The organism is Vibrio toranzoniae, from assembly GCF_024347655.1.
GTDB lineage: Bacteria > Pseudomonadota > Gammaproteobacteria > Enterobacterales > Vibrionaceae > Vibrio > Vibrio toranzoniae.
In genome coordinates this window covers 239176-259745 of sequence record NZ_AP025514.1, presented here as the reverse complement: position 1 = coordinate 259745, position 20570 = coordinate 239176, and the positions used below count along the sequence as shown (strand labels likewise).

Annotated in this window: 18 protein-coding genes; 12 read left to right on the top strand and 6 right to left on the bottom strand. The window is 45.0% G+C overall.

The window, feature by feature from the left end; translation table 11 throughout:
* The first annotated feature begins 117 nt into the window (after nt 1-117).
* From asd to OCU50_RS01155, 4 genes are all read left to right on the top strand, one after another.
* Nucleotides 118-1029 carry an archaetidylserine decarboxylase gene (asd, locus tag OCU50_RS01170; RefSeq protein ID WP_060467027.1) on the top strand — a complete coding sequence of 304 codons (912 nt, stop codon included), beginning with the start codon at nt 118-120 and terminating at the stop codon, nt 1027-1029.
* Nucleotides 1030-1293: 264 nt separating this feature from the next.
* The gene (locus OCU50_RS01165) at nt 1294-2709 is read left to right on the top strand and encodes an SLC13 family permease (protein WP_060467026.1); all 1416 of its coding nucleotides are present in this window, start codon (nt 1294-1296) and stop codon (nt 2707-2709) included.
* Nucleotides 2710-2968: 259 nt separating this feature from the next.
* Entirely contained in the window at nt 2969-4849 is a 1881-nt protein-coding gene (locus OCU50_RS01160) for a methyl-accepting chemotaxis protein (RefSeq protein ID WP_060467025.1), read from the top strand.
* Nucleotides 4850-4997: 148 nt separating this feature from the next.
* On the top strand, nt 4998-5885 hold the full coding sequence (locus OCU50_RS01155) for a DMT family transporter (protein ID WP_046223497.1): 888 nt from the start codon (nt 4998-5000) through the stop codon (nt 5883-5885).
* Nucleotides 5886-6008: 123 nt separating this feature from the next.
* Here OCU50_RS01155 and epmA read toward each other — a convergent pair whose 3' ends face one another.
* The gene (gene epmA / locus OCU50_RS01150; protein WP_060467024.1) at nt 6009-6980 is read right to left on the bottom strand and encodes an elongation factor P--(R)-beta-lysine ligase; all 972 of its coding nucleotides are present in this window, start codon (nt 6978-6980) and stop codon (nt 6009-6011) included.
* A 483-nt stretch (nt 6981-7463) separates the two neighbouring features.
* On the opposite strand from epmA, the gene frdA reads away from it, so the two are divergent.
* From frdA to frdD, 4 genes are read left to right on the top strand one after another with little or no spacing between them, the layout of a single operon-like run.
* Nucleotides 7464-9302: a fumarate reductase (quinol) flavoprotein subunit gene (gene frdA, locus OCU50_RS01145; RefSeq protein WP_060467023.1), complete on the top strand. Its 1839-nt coding sequence runs from the start codon at nt 7464-7466 to the stop codon at nt 9300-9302.
* Nucleotides 9302-10066: a succinate dehydrogenase/fumarate reductase iron-sulfur subunit gene (locus OCU50_RS01140; RefSeq protein ID WP_060467022.1), complete on the top strand. Its 765-nt coding sequence runs from the start codon at nt 9302-9304 to the stop codon at nt 10064-10066. The genes frdA and OCU50_RS01140 overlap by 1 nt, the downstream gene beginning before the upstream one ends.
* Nucleotide 10067: 1 nt before the next feature.
* A complete protein-coding gene (frdC, locus tag OCU50_RS01135) occupies nt 10068-10451 on the top strand; it encodes a fumarate reductase subunit FrdC (RefSeq protein WP_060467021.1) in 384 nt (127 codons plus the stop codon).
* 12 nt (nt 10452-10463) lie between these two features.
* The gene (gene frdD / locus OCU50_RS01130) at nt 10464-10841 is read left to right on the top strand and encodes a fumarate reductase subunit FrdD (RefSeq protein ID WP_017055381.1); all 378 of its coding nucleotides are present in this window, start codon (nt 10464-10466) and stop codon (nt 10839-10841) included.
* A gap of 180 nt (nt 10842-11021) precedes the next feature.
* On the opposite strand, the gene efp is transcribed toward frdD, so the two are convergent.
* A complete protein-coding gene (gene efp, locus OCU50_RS01125) occupies nt 11022-11588 on the bottom strand; it encodes an elongation factor P (protein WP_060467020.1) in 567 nt (188 codons plus the stop codon).
* A gap of 33 nt (nt 11589-11621) precedes the next feature.
* Here efp and epmB point away from each other — a divergent pair, with 33 nt between their 5' ends.
* Both epmB and OCU50_RS01115 read left to right on the top strand, forming a co-directional pair.
* Entirely contained in the window at nt 11622-12644 is a 1023-nt protein-coding gene (gene epmB / locus OCU50_RS01120) for an EF-P beta-lysylation protein EpmB (protein WP_060467019.1), read from the top strand.
* A 156-nt stretch (nt 12645-12800) separates the two neighbouring features.
* Nucleotides 12801-13337, top strand: a complete 537-nt coding sequence (locus OCU50_RS01115) for an MgtC/SapB family protein (RefSeq protein WP_060467018.1) — start codon at nt 12801-12803, stop codon at nt 13335-13337.
* 103 nt (nt 13338-13440) lie between these two features.
* On the opposite strand, the gene OCU50_RS01110 is transcribed toward OCU50_RS01115, so the two are convergent.
* Nucleotides 13441-13998, bottom strand: a complete 558-nt coding sequence (locus OCU50_RS01110) for a VC2662 family protein (RefSeq protein WP_060467017.1) — start codon at nt 13996-13998, stop codon at nt 13441-13443.
* Nucleotides 13999-14832: 834 nt separating this feature from the next.
* On the opposite strand from OCU50_RS01110, the gene rnk reads away from it, so the two are divergent.
* On the top strand, nt 14833-15243 hold the full coding sequence (gene rnk / locus OCU50_RS01105) for a nucleoside diphosphate kinase regulator (RefSeq protein WP_060467016.1): 411 nt from the start codon (nt 14833-14835) through the stop codon (nt 15241-15243).
* Nucleotides 15244-15545: 302 nt separating this feature from the next.
* The gene (locus OCU50_RS01100) at nt 15546-16466 is read left to right on the top strand and encodes a DMT family transporter (RefSeq protein ID WP_060467015.1); all 921 of its coding nucleotides are present in this window, start codon (nt 15546-15548) and stop codon (nt 16464-16466) included.
* Nucleotides 16467-16608: 142 nt separating this feature from the next.
* On the opposite strand, the gene OCU50_RS01095 is transcribed toward OCU50_RS01100, so the two are convergent.
* The 3 genes from OCU50_RS01095 to OCU50_RS01085 are packed head-to-tail and all read right to left on the bottom strand — an operon-like array spanning nt 16609 to nt 20549.
* The gene (locus OCU50_RS01095; protein WP_060467014.1) at nt 16609-18309 is read right to left on the bottom strand and encodes a putative bifunctional diguanylate cyclase/phosphodiesterase; all 1701 of its coding nucleotides are present in this window, start codon (nt 18307-18309) and stop codon (nt 16609-16611) included.
* A gap of 16 nt (nt 18310-18325) precedes the next feature.
* On the bottom strand, nt 18326-18754 hold the full coding sequence (locus OCU50_RS01090; RefSeq protein WP_060467013.1) for a response regulator: 429 nt from the start codon (nt 18752-18754) through the stop codon (nt 18326-18328).
* On the bottom strand, nt 18744-20549 hold the full coding sequence (locus tag OCU50_RS01085) for a CHASE domain-containing protein (RefSeq protein ID WP_060467012.1): 1806 nt from the start codon (nt 20547-20549) through the stop codon (nt 18744-18746). Before OCU50_RS01085 ends, OCU50_RS01090 begins: the two co-directional genes overlap by 11 nt.
* Nucleotides 20550-20570 lie beyond the last annotated feature (21 nt).

Here is a 20570-nt window from a genome sequence, read left to right as displayed (position 1 = left end):
GTGATTACTGACAATGGCCGCGATTTTAAGTAACATCTCGCGCCCTAAACCGTCATAACCTCGTTTGCACTAAAAGCGATTAGCATTAAAAATAAACAGCATTGGAAAATTAATACAATGGATAAGATTAAAGTTGGATTGCAGTACTGGATTCCACAACATGGACTGACTCGACTAGTCGGTAAATTAGCGTCCGCTAAAGCGGGCGGCTTAACGACAGCGGTTATCAACTGGTTCATCAAACAATACAAAGTGAACATGGATGAAGCGCTGCATAGCGATCCAAAACACTTTAAAACATTCAATGAATTCTTCGTACGTGAATTAAAAGAAGACATGCGCCCTATTGCCGAAGGTGACTCTGTTATTGTTCACCCTGCCGACGCTTGCGTCAGCCAATTTGGCCCCATTACTGACGGTCAACTGATTCAAGCGAAAGGCCACAACTACTCAGCGCGCGAGCTATTGGGTGGCGATGCAGCGCTGGCGGATGAGTTTAAAGACGGTGAATTCGCAACGCTTTACCTATCACCAAGTGATTACCACCGCGTGCACATGCCATGCGACGGTACATTGCGCCAGATGATCTACGTTCCAGGTGATCTTTTCTCAGTAAATCCGCTAACAGCAGAGAACGTTCCAAATCTATTCGCACGTAACGAGCGTGTGGTTTGTATCTTTGATACCGAGTTTGGCCCAATGGCACAAGTGCTTGTTGGTGCGACCATTGTCGGCAGCATCGAGCAAGTATGGGCTGGCACCATCACACCACCTCGCGGTAACTCTGTCTACAAATGGGATTACCCAGCACAAGGTGACACGTCAGTCATCTTGAAGAAAGGCGAAGAGATGGGTCGCTTTAAGCTTGGTTCAACGGTCATCAACCTATTTGCTAAAGACGCCATCAAGTTTGACGAAACGATGCAGAATGGCGTGAAAACCGTTCTGGGCACACCTTTCGCGCACATTGCGGGTCAGGAAGTAGAGGCTGAAACGGCTGATTCAACTGAGAACACAGACCAAGCCTAACCTTGTGCATTGACATGTAAATTAAATACAAGTTAACTGCTCAATCTTTTAAAGGCGCGTTATTTCTAGTCAATAACGCGCCTTTTTCATTGCTGTCGATCCTGCTCGTAACAAACCTAGAACTCCCCCGTAAAAGTTTGACCAAAAACAAAACAGTCGTTGAAATCTTGAACAACTTTTCGTTTTTACAACCCACCTCCAAGTACAAAAAAAACAGATAACTTATTCTATTTGAAGATATTTTATTAATAGGGTCTTTGTGTCATGCCTAAACTCAATGTTGGCGTCTTGGTCAAGCTGTTGATTTGTTTTGCGATTCCCTTAGGCGTGTTACTCATGCCGATCGATTCAATCCCAATCGATGACCTCACTCTCATTCAGCATCGCTTGCTGGCAATATTCCTGTTAGCGGCACTGCTTTGGGTTCTAGAACCGGTGCCAGTATTTGCCACTTCGATTTTGATCATTGCATTAGAATTAGTGATGATATCCGACAAAGGCCTACACTTATTTAGAAACCCACCATCAGGGCACGATCTCGGTGATTTAATCAAATATACCGACATATTCGGTGCATTTTCATCGCCTATCATTATTCTCTTTATGGGTGGTTTTGCGCTTGCAATCTCTGCCTCAAAATACGAATTAGATAACAACCTAGCTCGGGTTTTACTCAAGCCCTTCGGTACAGAACCGCGCTTCATTATGCTCGGCTTGATGCTGATTACTGCTGTGTTCTCGATGTTTATGTCGAACACCGCGACCACAGTAATGATGCTTGCTCTATTAGGCCCAATTGTGGCTTCTGCGCCTAAAGGCGACATGGGGATTAAAGCGCTCGTGTTGTGTATTCCAATTGCGGCCAACACCGGTGGTATCGCCACTCCAATCGGTACACCGCCCAACGCAATAGCATTGCAGTATTTAACTGGCGAAAACAGTATCGACTTCCTCAGTTGGATGATAATGGGCTTACCCTTTGTCATTATCCAACTCACCATTGCTTGGTTTCTTCTGCAAAAACTCTTCCCCTCCAAGGAAAGAAACATGGTACTCAAGCTCAATGGGCAGTTTCAAAAGAGTTGGCGAGCCATCGTAGTTTACATCACCTTTGCTGCGACAATTGTGCTGTGGATGACCACCAAGCTACATGGCATGAACACCTACGTCGTGTCTATTATTCCATTGGCCGTATTTACACTCACTGGCATCATGGGCAAAGATGAACTCAAGCTGATTAACTGGGATGTGTTGTGGTTGGTAGCCGGTGGTATCGCTATCGGTATCGGGCTTGATAAAACTGGCTTAGCAGCAGCATTGGCACACGCGATTGATTATGAATCGCTCTCACCTGCAGCTGTGGTACTGACATTGTCTATCGTGTGTTGGTTAATGGCGAACTTCATGTCGAACACCGCGACGGCCAACTTACTGATGCCTATTGCCGCTGCGATCGGCGCATCGATGGAAAGCTTAGTCGCAATTGGTGGCCTACAAGGCTTGCTGGTTGTGGTCGCTTTCTCAGCATCACTGGGGATGATTTTGCCTGTGTCCACACCACCAAACTCATTGGCCTACTCCACTGGGCTTATCGAAAGTAAAGACATGGCGAAGATGGGGGTCATCTTAGGGGTCATCGGCTTGCTGCTCGTCTACCTCGCGCTATTTATTATCACCTAGCGCGTTAACTTCTTATCACCGCCCTCCAGATAGCCATCGTTATTTCGTATCTGGAGGGCTTATCAAGTTCTAATCGATAGATAATTGTGATTTCACTTCACTGTTTATTAAAAAAATCACAATTATTTTTAAATTTTTGATTTTAAACACATTTATAACACTTCATATAACGACACTATACACGTACCAGTAACACATCATTGCAATATCAAGTACGTCACTTTAATTCGCGTTTTGTCTAAAAAGGGAGGAATAGACCTTGAGACATACTATTAAATTTAAAATTCAGATCGCAATCGCGGTTATTATCGCCGTCGTAAGTGGCGCTCAAGCTTGGATATCAGTGAATCAGCTTAATCAAGAGACTGAAATTGCGATCAACCAAGAAATGAAAAATGTGAGTGTCGGCACCACGAATTACATTGCCGATTGGCTCTCCATTCGCAGTGATATGATGCTGGCCAATGAAGCTACTGTTTCCAACAGTAATAACTCTGACCGCGAGTTGTTAATCACCAAACAAGCCGGACAATTCCTGTCTGTTTATGCAGGATTCAGCGACGGCACTATTGCTTATGGCGACAAAGGGGAAGATTGGCCAGCAGGCTACGATCCTCGCACTCGCCCTTGGTATCAAGATGCCAACGCAACGTCCGATCTCATCATTACCGAACCCTATCAAGATTTTGATGGCAGCATTGTCATTAGCTTTGCGAAAGCATTCAATGGGGAAAGACAAGGTGTTCTCGCGGCAGATTTAACCGTAACCAGCATCATTGATACGGTGCTTAATGTAAAACTCGAGAACGATGGCTTCGCCTTTTTAGTCGATGGCAACAACAACATCGTTGCCTACAGTGATGAAGCGCTCAGCCAAAAACCCTTGACGAGTTTGAACCCAGAGTTAACGGCAAACCGAGTTTCGCAACTGATTAAAAACCAAATGATCACCACGCTTACTTGGCCGGGCCAAGGGGATAAAATGGTCTACATTGCCAACGTTCCAAATACCAACTGGTCACTCGGCATTGTTATCGATAAAGCAATGGCCTTTTCTGCGGTATCCGATGCCATTCAATTTATCACGCTGACTTCTTTCATTTTGTACATCGTCATTTCAATTGCGAGCACCATCGTCATCAACCGCTTACTCTATCCATTGCAAACATTGTCTGAAGCGCTGACCCAACTCGCTCAAGGCAGAGGCGATCTCACTCAGCGAATCGATATCAAACGCATGGACGAAATTGGCAAACTTGCCGAGCTCGTCAACCAGTTCTTAAGCCAAATGCAAAGCATGCTTAAGGGCGTGATAGAACACAGCCACGATCTCAACAATCATTCAGAAAAAGCCAATCAACTGGCTACCCAATCTTCAATTCGCGTTGAGAATCAACAAAATGACATCACCCAGATTGCGACCGCGATTCATGAAATGTCGGCCACCGCCGCAGAAGTGGCCAGCCATGCTGAACTAACCGCATCCGCTTCTCAAGCGTCAGCTACCGCTTGTAATGAAGGCCAAGAGGTTATTCAACAAAACCGTGATGCCATTACCGGCTTGGCGACACAAGTTGAAGACGCCGCCAATGTGATTCGAGAATTAGAGAGTAACGCTCAGAGCATCAACCAGATCCTGTCGACCATTCAAGGCATTGCCGAGCAAACCAACCTGTTGGCATTGAATGCCGCCATTGAAGCCGCTCGTGCGGGTGAACAAGGCCGTGGATTTGCTGTGGTCGCCGATGAAGTTCGCGTGTTAAGTCAAAGGACTCATGGATCAACAGAAGAGATCCGCGAGATGATTGATACGCTGCAGAAGAATACCGAACATGCCGTTGACAGCATGACCACCAGCACTCAGTTGGCGGAAAATAGTGTTGGCTTCGCAGAGCAAGCCCATGGCAGCCTCACTAAAATCACCCAAGCGATCACTGAAATCAACGACATGGCGCTGCAAATTGCCAGTGCCGCAGAAGAACAGCGCGCCGTAAGCGAAGACATCAGCCGCAATACACAAGGGATCAAAGATGCCTCTGACGATCTTGCACAGCAAGCAGAAAGCAGTCGCAATAGCTCAAACGAAATGAGCCGTGCTGCACAGTCGATGCGCCAAGATGTGGAGCGCTTTAAAGTGTAAAGCGTAATTGATCACATCAAGCTAAGCCGAACCAAGCTAAGCCGAACTGTAAACGTTCTGGTTCTTTTGTTAAGAATCACTTTGTTCTCCGTTCGGTTTGATGCATATTGATGAGCTAATTTATCCCAGACACAAGGATGTTAATGACATGGGATTTGAATGGTTAGCTCTAGCGGCCGCTTTTCTTTGGGCGATCGCGAGCTTAATGTCAGTAAAACCGGCTCAACATTTAGGTTCTTTCGCCTATAGCCGCTGGCGCATGGGTTGCACTGCGGTCATCTTATCAAGCATGGCTTGGTTTACCGGTGGCTGGGCAAGTGTCGAGGCCGACCTAGTGACACCCATGATGCTTTCTGGCCTCATTGGTATCTTCATTGGCGATACCGCCCTATTTGCCTGTTTAAACCGAATGGGGCCACGCCAAGCGGGTTTGCTGTTCTCGTGCCACGCCGTATTCTCCGCCATTCTTGGTTACTTCCTGTTTAGTGAAAGCATGACTTCGATGGAGCTGATTGGCTCAGCGTTGGTGTTTAGTGGTGTGTTAACGGCAATCTTCTTTGGTCGACGAGGTCAATCTCAAAACCAACTCGAAACCATCAAGGGCACAGTGTGGGTTGGTGTCGCTCTAGGCATTACCGCCGCGATTTGCCAAGCGCTGGGTGGCATCATTGCAAAACCTATCATGCAAACCGAGATTGACCCAGTTGCTGCTTCAGCGATTCGAATGATCACCGCCTTTATTGCTCACTCACTATTTCGCTTAACCGGAGCCAAGCATTCGCGAGCACTGAATCCGATGAATGGACAGATATTCGCCATCACCGCGGTTAATGGATTTTTAGCGATGGCGCTGGGAATGACACTGATCTTGTATGCACTGCAGGAAGGCAATGTTGGCATGGTCGCTCTACTGTCATCAACCACACCCATCATGTTGTTACCGATACTGTGGCTTTACAGCAAGCGGAGGCCGAATGCTTATGCTTGGATCGGTGCCATTGTTGCCGTACTTGGTACTGGTATTCTGGTCAGCTAGTGGGCACTGGTATTCTGGTCAGCTAGTGGGCACTGGAATTCTAGTTAGCTAGTGAAGCGGATTCGAAGCTGAGAGCTAATGGTTAATAGCTAATGACGATTAACTCTCAGTAAAAACAGAAAGCTAAGAACGCGGGAACGGGAAAGCGGTCACATCATCGATATGGTCATAACCCAAAGCCAGCATGATCAGCCTGTCGATACCTAACGCCACACCCGCACAATCGGGTAAGCCTGCTGTTAATGCCTCAATCAAGTGATGATCAATCGGTTGAGGCGCTAAACCCATCTCGAGACGTTTGGCATTGTCATCTTCAAAACGTTGCAGTTGCTCTTGTGGTTTGTCTAACTCATGGAAGCCATTGGCCAACTCGATACCTTTGAAATACACCTCAAAGCGATCCGCCACTCGTGAATCATCAGGATTGATCTTAGCTAACGCCGCTTGCGAAGCCGGGAAATCATAAACAAACGCAGGCACTGTTTGACCAATCTTGTCTTCAACACCCACGCTGAACAGCAATTGCAGTAAGGTATCGCGATCTCCTTCAGGTTCCGCAATATCACTAAGACCCAGTTTCGCTGCAGCTTGCTTTAAAGTCGCCATCGAGTCTTCCAGTGGACACACACCGAGCACATCAATAAAAGCTTGTTGATAAGTCATTCGCTCTGCGACACCTGATTTTAGAACCTGTTGCAGTAGCAAATCCATCTCGTCCATCAAGTTATGATGATCAAACCCCACTCGATACCACTCCAGCATCGTAAATTCAGGGTTGTGGTAACGGCCGTTCTCTTCATTACGAAAAGACTTACAAATTTGGTAAATACAGCCACTGCCCGCCGCTAACAGTCGTTTCATATGAAACTCTGGGCTTGTCATAAAGAACAGGGGTTGTCCTTGCGCATAACCTGGCCCTACAAACTCTGTTTTAAAAGTATGTAAATGCACATCCGTCACCGTGGCGTGGCTCATCGCAGGCGTATCCACCTCCATCACGTCTCGCTCTGCAAAAAATTGGCGGATTTGATGAAGGATATCAGCACGTTGCTTTAACTGCTTAATGGTGGCGGCCGGTTGCCATGTGGAGTGCATTATCGAGTTCCATATTACTGAATGATAGGCGACGAAAATTACCACTTTTCGCCTCTTTTGTAAGCTTCTATCTTTGCCTTATTAAACCAGTGTGTTGTTTTGATGAAGCAAGATAATCACGTACTACAGCACATTTATCGATGTTGGCACAGTGAGAATATTGATAACGAAAACCATACTCAACAAGCTGTTAACGCACGCCTTGTAAGAGGAACGCTATCAATAGTTCATTGCCGTGATTGCAGTCACATAACCTATAAATTCTATGCTTCCATATGCATTACCGACCTAAAAACCCAAATACATCAACTTTTCAAAGACCATCCTCTCTTACACTGAACCTACCACTTAAGGCTTAGGGGTGATGATCGGTTGATGCCGTTTACGTGCTTTCAATTAGTAAGAGCTACCAATCAGTCAGTACGATCAATAAGCTTTTTATAATAACAAGCGGAATACTCCGCATCACACTGGAGAATAACTGTGAAGACAATTACCACAGATATCGCAGTCATCGGCGCAGGCGGCGCTGGTCTTCGTACAGCAATTGCAGCGGCTGAAGCTAATCCTGAACTGGAAGTAGCACTGATTTCTAAAGTTTACCCAATGCGTTCGCACACGGTAGCGGCAGAAGGCGGTTCAGCAGCAGTAATTAAGGACGAAGATAGCCTAGATAACCACTTCAACGATACGGTTGGCGGTGGCGACTGGCTATGTGAACAGGATGTTGTTGAATACTTTGTTGAAAACTCGACTCGTGAAATGATCCAAATGGAGCAGTGGGGCTGCCCATGGAGTCGTAAAGAAAACGGGGAAGTAAACGTGCGCCGATTCGGCGGTATGAAGGTAGAGAGAACGTGGTTCGCAGCGGATAAAACCGGCTTCCACATGCTTCATACTCTGTTCCAGACTTCGATGAAGTACGACAACATCAAACGATTTGATGAGTACTTTGTGGTGGACCTTCTCGTAGAAAACAAGAGCGACGCTGAAGAAGGCGAAGTTCAAGGCCTTATCGCGATTCATATGTCTGAAGGTGAGCTTGTTACCATCAAAGCAAAATCCGTTGTGTTAGCAACCGGTGGCGCAGGTCGTGTTTACCACTGTAACACCAACGGCGGCATCGTAACGGGCGACGGTATGGCTATGGCTTATCGCCACGGTGTGCCACTGCGTGATATGGAGTTTGTTCAATACCACCCAACAGGCCTACCGGGCACTGGTATCTTGATGACCGAAGGTTGTCGTGGTGAAGGCGGTATCATCGTCAACAAGAACGGCTACCGTTACCTGCAAGATTACGGCATGGGCCCTGAAACTCCAGTGGGCGAGCCGAAGAACAAATACATGGAACTGGGTCCTCGCGACAAAGTTTCTCAAGCATTCTGGCACGAGCAGCAGAAAGGCAACACCATCAAGCACCCGCTTGGTGATGTCGTACACCTTGATCTTCGCCACCTGGGTGAAGAGTACCTGCAAGAGCGTCTTCCGTTCATCTGTGAGCTAGCAAAAGCGTACGTCAACGTTGACCCTGCAAAAGAGCCAATCCCAATTCGTCCGACGGTTCACTACACCATGGGGGGTATTGAAACCAACGGCACGTGTGAAACTCGCATTAAAGGCCTATTCGCTGTGGGTGAATGTGCGTCAGTTGGCCTACACGGTGCAAACCGCCTAGGTTCTAACTCTCTGGCTGAGTTCGTGGTATTTGGCCGCGTAGCCGGTGAACACGCCGTGAAACGCGCCGCGGAATTCAAAGGTTGGAATGAAGAGTCTATCGCTAAGCAAGTGAAAGCGGTTGAAGATCGCATCGCTGGTATCTTGAACCAAGAAGGCGATGAGAACTGGGCTGATATCCGTACTGAAATGGGTCACACCATGGAAGCGGGTTGTGGTATCTACCGTCAAGAAGACTTGATGCAAGAAACCATCGACAAGCTCACTGAACTGAAAGCGCGCTATAAGAAGATCAGCATTAAAGACAAAGGCAAAGTGTTCAACACTGACCTACTTTACGCTATCGAAGTGGGTTACGGCCTTGAAGTGGCAGAAGCGATGGTTCACTCCGCGATTCTTCGTAAAGAGTCTCGTGGTGCACACCAACGTTTGGATGACAACTGCACAGAGCGTGACGACGTGAACTTCCTCAAACACACGCTTTCTTTCTACCAAGAAGACTCAGCACCAACCATCGACTACAGCGATGTGAAGATTACTAAGTCTCAACCGAAAGCGCGTTTGTACGGTGAAGCCGCAGAGAAAGCCGCAGCAGCAGAAAAAGCCGCTGAGGCAAACGACAAGCGTGAAGAGGAGCAAGCATAATGTCAGCGAACCGTATCCAAAAAGTAAACATCCTGCGCTACGATCCAGAGAAAGATGCAGAACCTCATATGCAGACTTTCGAAGTGCCTTTTGATGACACTATGTCAGTACTTGATGCGATTGGTTATATCAAAGACTACCAAGATAAAGACCTCTCTTACCGCTGGTCTTGTCGTATGGCGATCTGTGGCTCTTGCGGCATCATGGTTGATGGTGTGCCAAAACTCGCGTGTAAGAGCTTCTTACGTGACTATCCTAATGGCCTAACGATCGAACCACTGGCGAACTTCCCTATCGAGAAAGATTTGATTGTCGACATGACGCCGTTCATCGAGCGCCTTGAAGCGATCAAACCTTATATCATTGGTAACGATCGTAAGCCTGAAGACGGCACTAACATTCAGACTCCAGAGCAAATGGCGAAATACAAACAGTTCGCTGGTTGTATCAACTGTGGTCTTTGTTACGCAGCGTGTCCTCAGTTTGGTCTAAACCCTGAGTTCATCGGCCCTGCGGCACTGACTCTTGCTCACCGTTACAACCTCGATAGCCGTGACAACGGTAAAGCTGAACGTATGCCGCTTATCAACGGTGAAAACGGCGCTTGGGGCTGTACGTTCGTCGGTTACTGTTCTGAAGTGTGTCCGAAAAAAGTAGACCCAGCAGCGGCCGTGAACCAAGGTAAAGTTGAGTCTTCAATGGACTTCGTTATTTCGATGTTCAAGCCTGATGGATCACAAGTTAAAACAGCAGAGGAGGCATAGTATGAGCAATCGTAAGCCTTATGTTCGTGAGATGAAGAGAACATGGTGGAGCAACCACCCCTTCTACCGCTTCTACATGCTACGTGAAGCAACGGTACTGCCTTTGATTCTGTTCACTGTATTCCTAACCTTCGGTTTGGGTGCACTAGTGAAGGGCCCTGAAGCGTGGGCAGGTTGGTTGAGCTTTATGGCGAACCCTGTTGTTATAGGTATTAATATCGTGGCACTACTTGGTAGCTTAATGCACGCTCAAACCTTCTTCAGCATGATGCCTCAAGTGATGCCAATTCGTCTTAAAGGCAAATTGGTGGACAAAAGAATCATCGTTCTGACTCAGTGGGCAGCGGTGGCTTTTATTTCTTTAATCGTTCTCATTGTGGTGTAAGGAGCTTTCGTTATGAACACAAACTACAAAGTCAATCGTGCTCCTAAACGTTCTGACGAGCCAATCTGGTGGGGCCTATTCGGCGCTGGCGGGACATGGTTCGCGATGATCACACCCATCACGATTTTAGTGTTAGGCATCTTAGTGCCAATGGGCATTATTGACGCTAACGCGATGAGCTACGAACGTGTCTCTGAATTTGCCACCAGCATTATCGGTGCGCTATTCATCATCGGCACGTTAGCACTGCCAATGTGGCACGCCATGCACCGTCTTCATCACGGTATGCACGACCTTAAGTTCCACGTCGGCGTTGCGGGTAAAGTGGGTTGCTACTTCTTCGCAGGCCTAATTAGCGCATTGTCTGTTATTTTCATTTTTATGATTTAAAAGCAGATTCGAAATTCGAGTAAACGAGCCTCGAAGCTCTAAAACTAAAAGCAGAACAAGATTATCTTGTTCTGCTTTTTTGCTATTAGTTGCATCTCATATCTCTCTGGCTCGGTTCTCCCCGATCTCCAGAGACAAAAAAGGCCGCCTAAGCGACCTTTTTCAGATACTTGAAGTCAATTACTTCACACGACCAACGTATTCGCCAGTACGAGTATCAACTTTAACAACTTCACCGATTGCGATGAATAGAGGTACGCGAACTACCGCGCCAGTTGCTAGAGTTGCAGGCTTACCGCCAGTACCTTGTGTGTCGCCTTTCAGGCCAGGATCGGTTTCAGTTACTGCGATCTCAACAAAGTTTGGTGGAGTTACTGTGATAGGGTTATCATTCCACAACGTTAGAGTACAAACGTCATTTTCAACTAACCATTTTGCTGTTTCGCCCACTGCTTTTGCATCAGCCGCGATTTGCTCGAATGTTTCGTTGTTCATGAAGTGGTAGAATTCGCCGTCGCTGTATAGGTAGCCTAGTTCAACGTCGATAACGTCGGCTAGTTCTACGGTATCGCCTGACTTAAATGTTTTCTCTAACACTTTGCCTGACAGCAGTTTACGAAGTTTTACACGGTTAAACGCTTGGCCTTTACCCGGCTTAACGTATTCATTTTCGATAATTGAGCAAGGCTCGTTATCCATCATGAATTTTAAACCGCCTTTGAATTCATTGGTGCTTACTGACGCCATGATTTCCTCTTACACATCTTTGAGTTGATTTCAATGCCGCATATCATAACCCGAAAAGTCGAATCTGTTGAGCAAAACTGGCTCAAACAGCTATCGAATGCGATCTCTGACCCGACAAAACTGCTCGAAGTATTAGAAATAGACCCTGCACCGTGGCAAAAAGGATTCGCGGCGCGTGAGCTATTTTCGCTTCGAGTGCCCATAAGCTTTGTTGAGCGAATGGAAAAAGGCAACCCACATGATCCTTTGCTGCGACAGGTTTTACCGCTCAGCGAAGAGTTTGAGGTTCATCCCGGCTACTCCGCCGATCCATTGGAAGAACAAGACAACGCCATACCCGGGCTACTGCACAAATACAAAAACCGCGCATTGATGATTGTAAAAGGTGGCTGTGCGATTAACTGCCGCTATTGCTTTCGCCGTCACTTCCCTTACCAAGATAACAAGGGGTCAAAGTCAGCGTGGCAGACCAGCCTCGACTATGTGGCTCAGCACCCAGAGATCAATGAGGTGATCTTATCGGGTGGTGACCCACTGATGGCAAAAGACAGCGAACTCGAATGGCTAGTGCAAGCCATTGAGACCATTCCACATGTCAAAACGTTGCGTATCCACAGTCGCTTACCTGTGGTGATTCCTGCTCGAATAACTGATGAGTTGTGTCAGTTACTCAAGCAAACGCCTCTCAATGTCGTCATGGTTAGCCATATTAACCATGCCAATGAGATCAATGCCGAGCTCAAGCAAGCCTTTCATAAACTAAAACAAACGGGTGCGACTCTACTTAATCAAGGGGTTATGTTAAAAGGGGTCAACAACAGTGCTGACTCATTGAAAGCATTAAGCGAAAAGCTATTCGATGCCGGTGTATTGCCTTACTACATGCATGTGCTTGATAAAGTACAGGGCGCAGCGCATTTCCATATCTCGGATGAAGAAGCAAAGCATCACTTTAAAGGCTTAATCTCTGAAGTTTCTGGTTACCTAGTGCCCAAGTTAACTCGCGAGATCGGCGGTCGCAGCAGTAAAACTCCACTCGACCTACACATTGAATAGAGCCTTCGTACCTATTCAGATCGTCTCAATCATTAAACAGAAGTGCCTATAGAGTTAAGCAGAAATACCTATCGTTAAGACAAAAAGTTTTTGTTCGATCGTCCGGCTTATTATTAGCATACTCCGCCCCTATTCTTAATTTTTAGGAGGGGTGATATGCCACAATTTTTAGAACAAACTCTCAACCTTGCCCCCTTTAGCTGGGCAGGCCTCACAGCATGTATGCTCTGTGGATCGTTAATCGGAATCGAAAGACAAACACGCGGTAAACCCGTCGGAATAAGAACCTCTATTTTAATTATTAGTGGTACTTATTTCTTTCTCACTATGGCGATTAGCCTATCCCCGAACACCCTAGATCAGGCTCGTGTTCTTGGTCAGATAATTACAGGGGTTGGCTTTCTTGGAGCTGGTGTGATGATGACGCTCGACGGCAAAATACATGGGGTTACTTCAGCCGCGATTATCTGGGTATTAGCGGCATTGGGGATGATGATCGCACTTGGCCACCTTTCGCAATCGGTCATTATCACGATATTGGCATTGATGGTTCTGCTGGGGGTCGACAAAGTGGAAAACAGCTTTCAAAGCCTGCGTCGTGGTGTCCACCAAAAATGGAAGAGAAAAGCCCGTATCAAGCGACAAGCCGCCAATGCCTTTCGACTCAATGAACCAGAAGGTAGCGAAGACTAAACCTTGATGGCATGAGGTATAAACCGTTATTAAAACAACGCCTAAACCATAGGTTTAGGCGTTAGTGATTCGTTCGGTTTTTCAATAACAAACGAAAACTCAATTATTTAGCGAAATTAATAATTGGGAAACATGGGAAGAAACCGTTGTCAGCACAGTTGATCAAACCAACTTGTACGCCTTCAATCTTGTTTGTTTTATTGAAAATACCCACCTGAACGGTTGATACTTCAGATAAGTTCGCGGCACCCACATCAACCAAGGTGTTACCTTCAGAGTAGTTGACGAAACTTACGTTGGCACCTTTAACATCGTTAGTAATGTTCACGGCACCTAGGTTGACACCAGTTGTGTTACCCGTATTCCAGTTGAAAAAACCAAGTGAAGCACCTGTCATCTCTTGGTTCACTTTTGATGCGCCGAAAATACCCAGGTTGACACCGGTTGTAGTTTGCGTTTCAGACATACCAACAACGGCAAGATCAAGGCCTTTTAGATCGCTCACTTGACCATGCAGCAGCGCAACACGTACACCGCCAACCGCATCGGAATCTGGTGCGTTGAAGCCATTGATGGTAGAAAACATAACAGGCGAAGAAGCAAACGCTGTTGGCGCCATTACCGCTGCAGAAACAGCAAGTACCGAAAGTAGTTTTTTCATTGGGGAGTCTCCACTGACTTATTATTGCCTAGATTTATTGTTGCTTGGATTTATTATTAACCTGACTTATACATTCTAAATCAAGCGTCTATTGTCCATTATTATACAGTCACCCATGTTAAAACAATGTCATGACTATACTGTTGAATATAGCTTTAAACTCATAAAGCGCAATGAAGCCCCCTATCCCCGGACAACCATATAACCGGAAGGTTATGGTTAACCAGGTCATCATTTTTTGCCACTGTGGAGGTTTAATACCCTATAAATTGAGAATCCGATGGGAACCAAACACCATGTTTTTGATTGATATCTCTGATTCTCAATAATTGATTATCTGACCCATGAAGTATCGCACTTCGAGCTTGATTTTAGGGGTATCTAGAGTAAAGTCACCTACATGGGGAAGTGTTGATCAAAACGCTTATCGTGACGGCACCTCTACTTCTAGCCGAATGGTCAGTGATAAGTCTCACTTAATACAAAAAAGTACAAACACCGATAAGCTCACCCCCTAAAATACGTTTCAGATAGAGAGTTGTGTCTAAAAACACGACCAATTTTAGGCTACCTTGCGAAGGTGTTTATTTCACAACACACCAACTCAATCTATCGTTACTCAAACATTGGATTAACACTCACTTACTAGACCACAACACTGATGGATTAAAGCAACAACACTGTCATCAAAAACACGGTCATCCAAGTTGTGGTTTTATCTGTCTAACCTCCTATTTACTTTAATGTTGACTGAGTAATAAGGCGTTGGATCAAATACTTAGTTTAATACTTAGCGCTGTCTAACACGTCAGCGCTATTATTTATGAGGAAAATATGAATACGAAACCGGATATCACACTCTCATCCTTAGATGTCGATAGGATCTATGACCTGATTGAGTCTTTACCACGCAACAGTCCATCTACAGAGCAACTCGAACAAGAGTTGGAACGTGGGACCATTCTTGAGCCCGATCAATTGCCTGACAACATAGTCACGATGAATTCAACAGTGACATTTTCAATCGATGCGACAAAGAAAGAGTTTTCTTTGACTTTGGTTTACCCAAAAGATGTTGACAATAGCGGCACAAAAATCTCAATTTTAGCTCCAATTGGGAGCGCTTTGATTGGCCTATCCACCGGTCATTCCATTCAATGGACGAAGCCGGATGGGTCTCAAGTTGATGTCACCATCCTAGATATTACGTATCAACCAGAAAGGACTGGTGAATACCGCCTGTAGCGAAAGAAAATGCTCAAATGGATCCACTTGAGCATTTTAAGAACACGAGTACTTCTTGCCGCTCACGACCCCGGCCGATACAAAACTAAAAAGCTCAGTTATCCTACTTGCAAGCTGAGGTAGAGAGCTCTCTGTAAGGTTTTCGACACCTTATTAGGGTCTAATTACTCAACGTTGAATTCGGATAATATAACGCGTCTTAACCCTCAATTATCTTTATCGACAGTATTTAGAAAAACAAGAAGATAAAAAAACTATAATCATCTACTTTTTACAATATAAAATTATCAAGGAGAATGTGAATGAACGACTCAAGGCTTAATGTCGATGTCACGGCAAGTTTATCCATGTTTATGATCTGTTTTATTTGGGGAGTCCAACAAGCGGCCATCAAGTCAATTGCCGACCAAATCGCCCCTGTATTACAAATTGGAGGTCGTTCTTTTCTCGCCGCATTAATGGTGTGGGTAATAATGACCCTCAAAAACAACTCACTGAAACAATCTAAAGACTATCTAATATCAGGCGTCGTCGTAGGCGCACTTTTTGCGTTGGAATTTTTGTTTGTTGCAGAAGGCTTGAGATATACCACCGCCTCTCATATGACCGTCTTCTTATATACCGCACCTATTTTTGCTGCTATTGGCCTGCAATTATTCAACAAACACGAAACACTGGCCGGAATGCAGTGGGTCGGAATCTGCATCGCTTTTTGTGGAATTGCCGTCGCGTTTTTCTCGCGAGATGAAGCGAGCACCAACCTACAGGATATGTTAATAGGTGACATTATGGCCCTGATCGCAGGCTTACTTTGGGGCGCGACAACCGTAGTGGTTCGATGTACTCGGTTAGGACTAGCTTCAGCAGAGCATACATTATTCTTTCAGCTTGGAGGAGCCGGTGTATTACTGCTCAGTTATGCGACCATTACAGACCAACTTCATTTTTCACTCACTTACAACGCATCAATAAACCTAATATTCCAGGTTATATTTGTGAGCTTTGCCAGCTACTTAGCATGGTTTAGCCTTATTCGAAAATACAAAGCATCACAGTTAGGCGTTTTATCGTTCATGACACCAGTGATTGGCGTACTAGCGAGTATTCTTATTCTGGATGAACAAGCGCACAGCGGCTTTATCTGGGGTTCGCTTCTGATCCTAGTCGGGGTGTTACTTGTCAGTGTTTGGCCGTGGCTCCACTTAAAAATCCGTAACCGGTAAATAAGACCTAATCACCTTTAGGCAGCACCTCTGCCACCGTTATGCAGCAGACAACACCGAACCAACCCTTAATCAACCGTTAGAACTTGATTAAGGGGCACGAACCGCCTTTATCTCTTTATTCATTAACTCGTTTATTCGCTCACGAAGCATAAAAATATTTACTTTCAAAAGTCGTTACCGGTAATGGTTTAGAGTAATAAAAACCCTGTAAGCGCGTCACTCCAACCTCTTTACATATGGCATCATGAATATCCGTCTCTATTCCTTCTGCGACCGTCTCGTACTCTAAGCTGTGTGAGAACGCACAAATTGCCGTAAAAAGTTGCCTTGGTTTTGTCAACTCAATACGCTCAACGAAAGAGCGATCGATTTTGATCACATCAATCGTGTAATCCTTCAAATGGGACAGTGAGGAGTAACCGGTTCCAAAATCATCCACCGCGACTTTTACACCTAAGTCACTGATTTTATGCAAAGCTTCAGATGCCCACTCGCCAGAAATAAGATTACTTTCCGTAATTTCAAACTCTACATGCGACGCTGGAATTTCATAGATATTGAGCAAGTTTTTAACTTTCTTTGCTAAAAACTGATCGGTTAACTGACTTGGAGATAAATTAATCGCTAACGTAAAATCCGCTCTCAGCGTTTTTTCGTGCAACCAGTATTGTAACTGTTTCAGAGCCGTTTCGATGACCCAAAAACCGATATCGACAATCATCCCCGTCTCTTCTGCAACAGGAATGAAGCTGTCTGGCGGAATCATCCCTAACTTCGGATGCTTCCATCGCAACAAAGCTTCCGCGCCGATTAGCTTCATATCCGCATTAAACTGAGGTTGGTAATAAAGCTCCATCTCATCCTTTACAAGAGCTCGCTTCAGGTGTCTTTCAAGCTCGGCTCGGCGATTCATTTGATCATGAAATGCTTTTGAATAAAACTGGGCTTGGTTTCTTCCCTTTTCTTTAGCACGATATAACGCAATATCAGCACATTTTCGTAATTCAATAGAGTTCGATGCACATTCAGGAAAACTCGCAATACCCACACTAACCGTTAAATCTAATGACTCTCCGTCCACACATATAGACGAACTAAATTCAGACATGAGGCGGTTGACCATTTTTTGGACGTACTGCTTATTCTTTCCGATAGGGAATAAAAGTGCGAACTCGTCACCACCAAGCCGGCATAGAATCTCATTGTATCCTATGCAGCGATTAAGCTTATCTGCCACCTCTTTAAGGGCTCGATCCCCTAGAACATGCCCGTGACGATCATTTACATCTTTAAATTTATCAACATCAATCAACATTAAGACAAATGAGGTGTTCTCTTTTGCCGAAGAAAGCAGTTTTTTGGTTAAACGCTCTTCAAAGAAGTGACGATTATTCAGGCCAGTTAAACTATCGCACTCGGCTAATCGCTTTAATTCGGTATGTGTCTCAAGCACCTGTTGCTCAAGTTGATGGCGTTCCGATGCAATCACAATCGCTCGTCTCAACCTGACCGCCGTGACTTCACTTTTCATAATGAAGTCTTGGGCGCCAGATTCAATACACTTCAGAGCGATCTCTTCATCGTCATTGTGACTCAACATAACAATCGATGTAGAGAAGTCATTTTTGGCGCGCAGTTCGATTAATAATTCAAATCCATCGGTCGGGGGAAGTTGGTAATCCAGCAAAATAACATCAAATTGCTGCTGTAAAGCCAACTCCAGGCCTTTAACGCCGGTATCGGCCGTCTCTATAGCCGCTAGAGGTAGATCTGTATTTTTCAGCGTTCTCACAATAGATAAAGTATCTATTTGATCATCATCAATGATCAATACCTTCATTCTAGCCCCCTTGGCTTTAGCATTTTGGTAACTCAACAAGGTTCCAATAGTTCTCTAGAAAACGAATAAGTTGTTTGTAATCTTGGTTGGATGAAGACTTCACAATATAACCCGCAATATTTTTCTTGTAGGCTGCAGATATCTCTTCATCAAGTTGGGAGGTCGTAAGCACAAAAACCACGATGTCACTCAAACTCGTATCCGACCGCACGGCCGACAAATACTCCAATCCATTCATTCTCGGCATGTTTAAATCCAAAAGCACAATAAAAGGCCGAGCAACGGCATCGTTTCTAAGTACTTCCAATGCTTCCAATCCATCACGCGCTCGATGTATTGGGTTGAGCAAATTCAATGACTTCAATGAACGTTGAATGCCAATGGCATCAATATCATCGTCTTCAACTAAAAGAATACTGACGGTTTTCGCGTAATCATGATTCATGTTGCCTCCTATTTTCTAATCGCTCTTCTGTGGGCCAGGTAAAAACAAAAGAACACCCACCTTGTGAATTAGAGTGTAATTCGAAATGGCAACCATAAACCTCCAAGGTTTTTTTGATGATAGACAAGCCCATGCCACTTCCTTCGACGCTGTCGCGAGGTTGTAGTGTATGGAATAATTCAAACACCTTGTCATGAAGCTCAGTGGGAATTCCAGGCCCATCATCCTCGACACAGAACTTGTAATGGTCCCCTTGATAAACACCAGAAACCTTAATATTCGCGTGTGCTTTATCGTGATGTTTCATCGCGTTGGAAATCAAATTTCGCAATATTAAATCGAGCGGGACGCCCAACGTTTGAAATGGCCCAATGCTATCGTCACAAGTAAGGGTCGCCTTATTATTTATGTTCAATAACTCGAATGTCTCTTGGACATTGTCTGCTAAAGAAAACGTTTGAATCTCATCCTTTTTTCTACCGACTCTAAAATACGACAGTAAGTCATCGAGTAACCTTTCTAAACGGACAATGCGGCCCTGCAAAAGGCGACTGTAATCCTTTGTTTCAGGGGTGAGATGCGCCTCAATATCTTCATTGATCCATGATACCAATTGCGAAATCCCTCTTAGAGGTGCTTTTAGATCATGCGATGCGACGTAAGCAAACTGATCGAGATCTCTATTCGCTCTTTCTAGCGCAAAGTTTCTTGTTACTAAATCTTCTGAGGCTCTCTCTAAACTATCGGTCCGATCTTGTAAATCTTTACTTAATTTTTTCGCATAATCTTGAGCTTTCTCTTCCCCGTTACGTAATATCATGAGAATAACAAACAGCATCACATTTACGAGAAGGCCGAACATCAGGATCAATGTTGGTTGGTTGCTATGCTGTTGAGCTTCAAATAAAGGCGAAGATTGAAAATCAAAGACCCAACTTCTCCCATACATACTGACTTCCAACTGTTCATCAAACATAGGTTGATGGTTCGAGGTTTCACGAGAATGTGTAAGCTCATCATAGAGCGGAATATTGCCATCATGGATACTAAAGTTGATAAGGCGCTTAACATCATCAAGCGTACCGTTCATTAAGTTTTGAACAATAAAAGGAGCATAAACCAACCCTAAAAAGCCATCACTTTCATCACCATAATATTCTGGGATTTTGCTCTTATCGAACCATGGGACATAAAAAAGGAAACCAGGTGTTTGCTTAGAATCTTGAACCAATATTATTGGCCCCGTAATTTGAGGGGCTCCCTTCGCGCGAGCTAACTTTGCGGCTGTATATCGATTGTTTTCATGAGCCATATCCAGACCAACCGCTGCTCGGTTTTGTTCTTCTGGTTCAATATACGTAATAGGCCAATAATCTTTAGCGGTACGAATAGGGTGCATGTCGTACGAAGGAAAGCTTTGTTGTTGCCAAGTGAGATAACTAGGCACTTTTTTTTGAGGGATATAATGGATTACACCTATCCCACTCACTCCAGGAAAGTAGGATGATAGTTCAAATTGACTAGCAAACGTTTTCCAACTATCACGATTAACTGGGGCCGAAAACATATGGATTGCTGCTACGCCCGCAGTCAGTGCTTCTTCATATTTGCTCATTCTTTCTTGAACAAGCTCGAGTAATTGACTCACCTGAAAATCAAATTGGACTTGAGATTTTTGATGCGTTTGATGAAGAGTGACTTGCCATGCGGCAATAGTTAGAATTAGAGAGCAAGCAAGAACAAGCCAATGAAGCCAAGAGAAAGCGGCTGACAATTTTTTTATAAAAGTAAGCATCCGTAACCTATAGCACAGAGT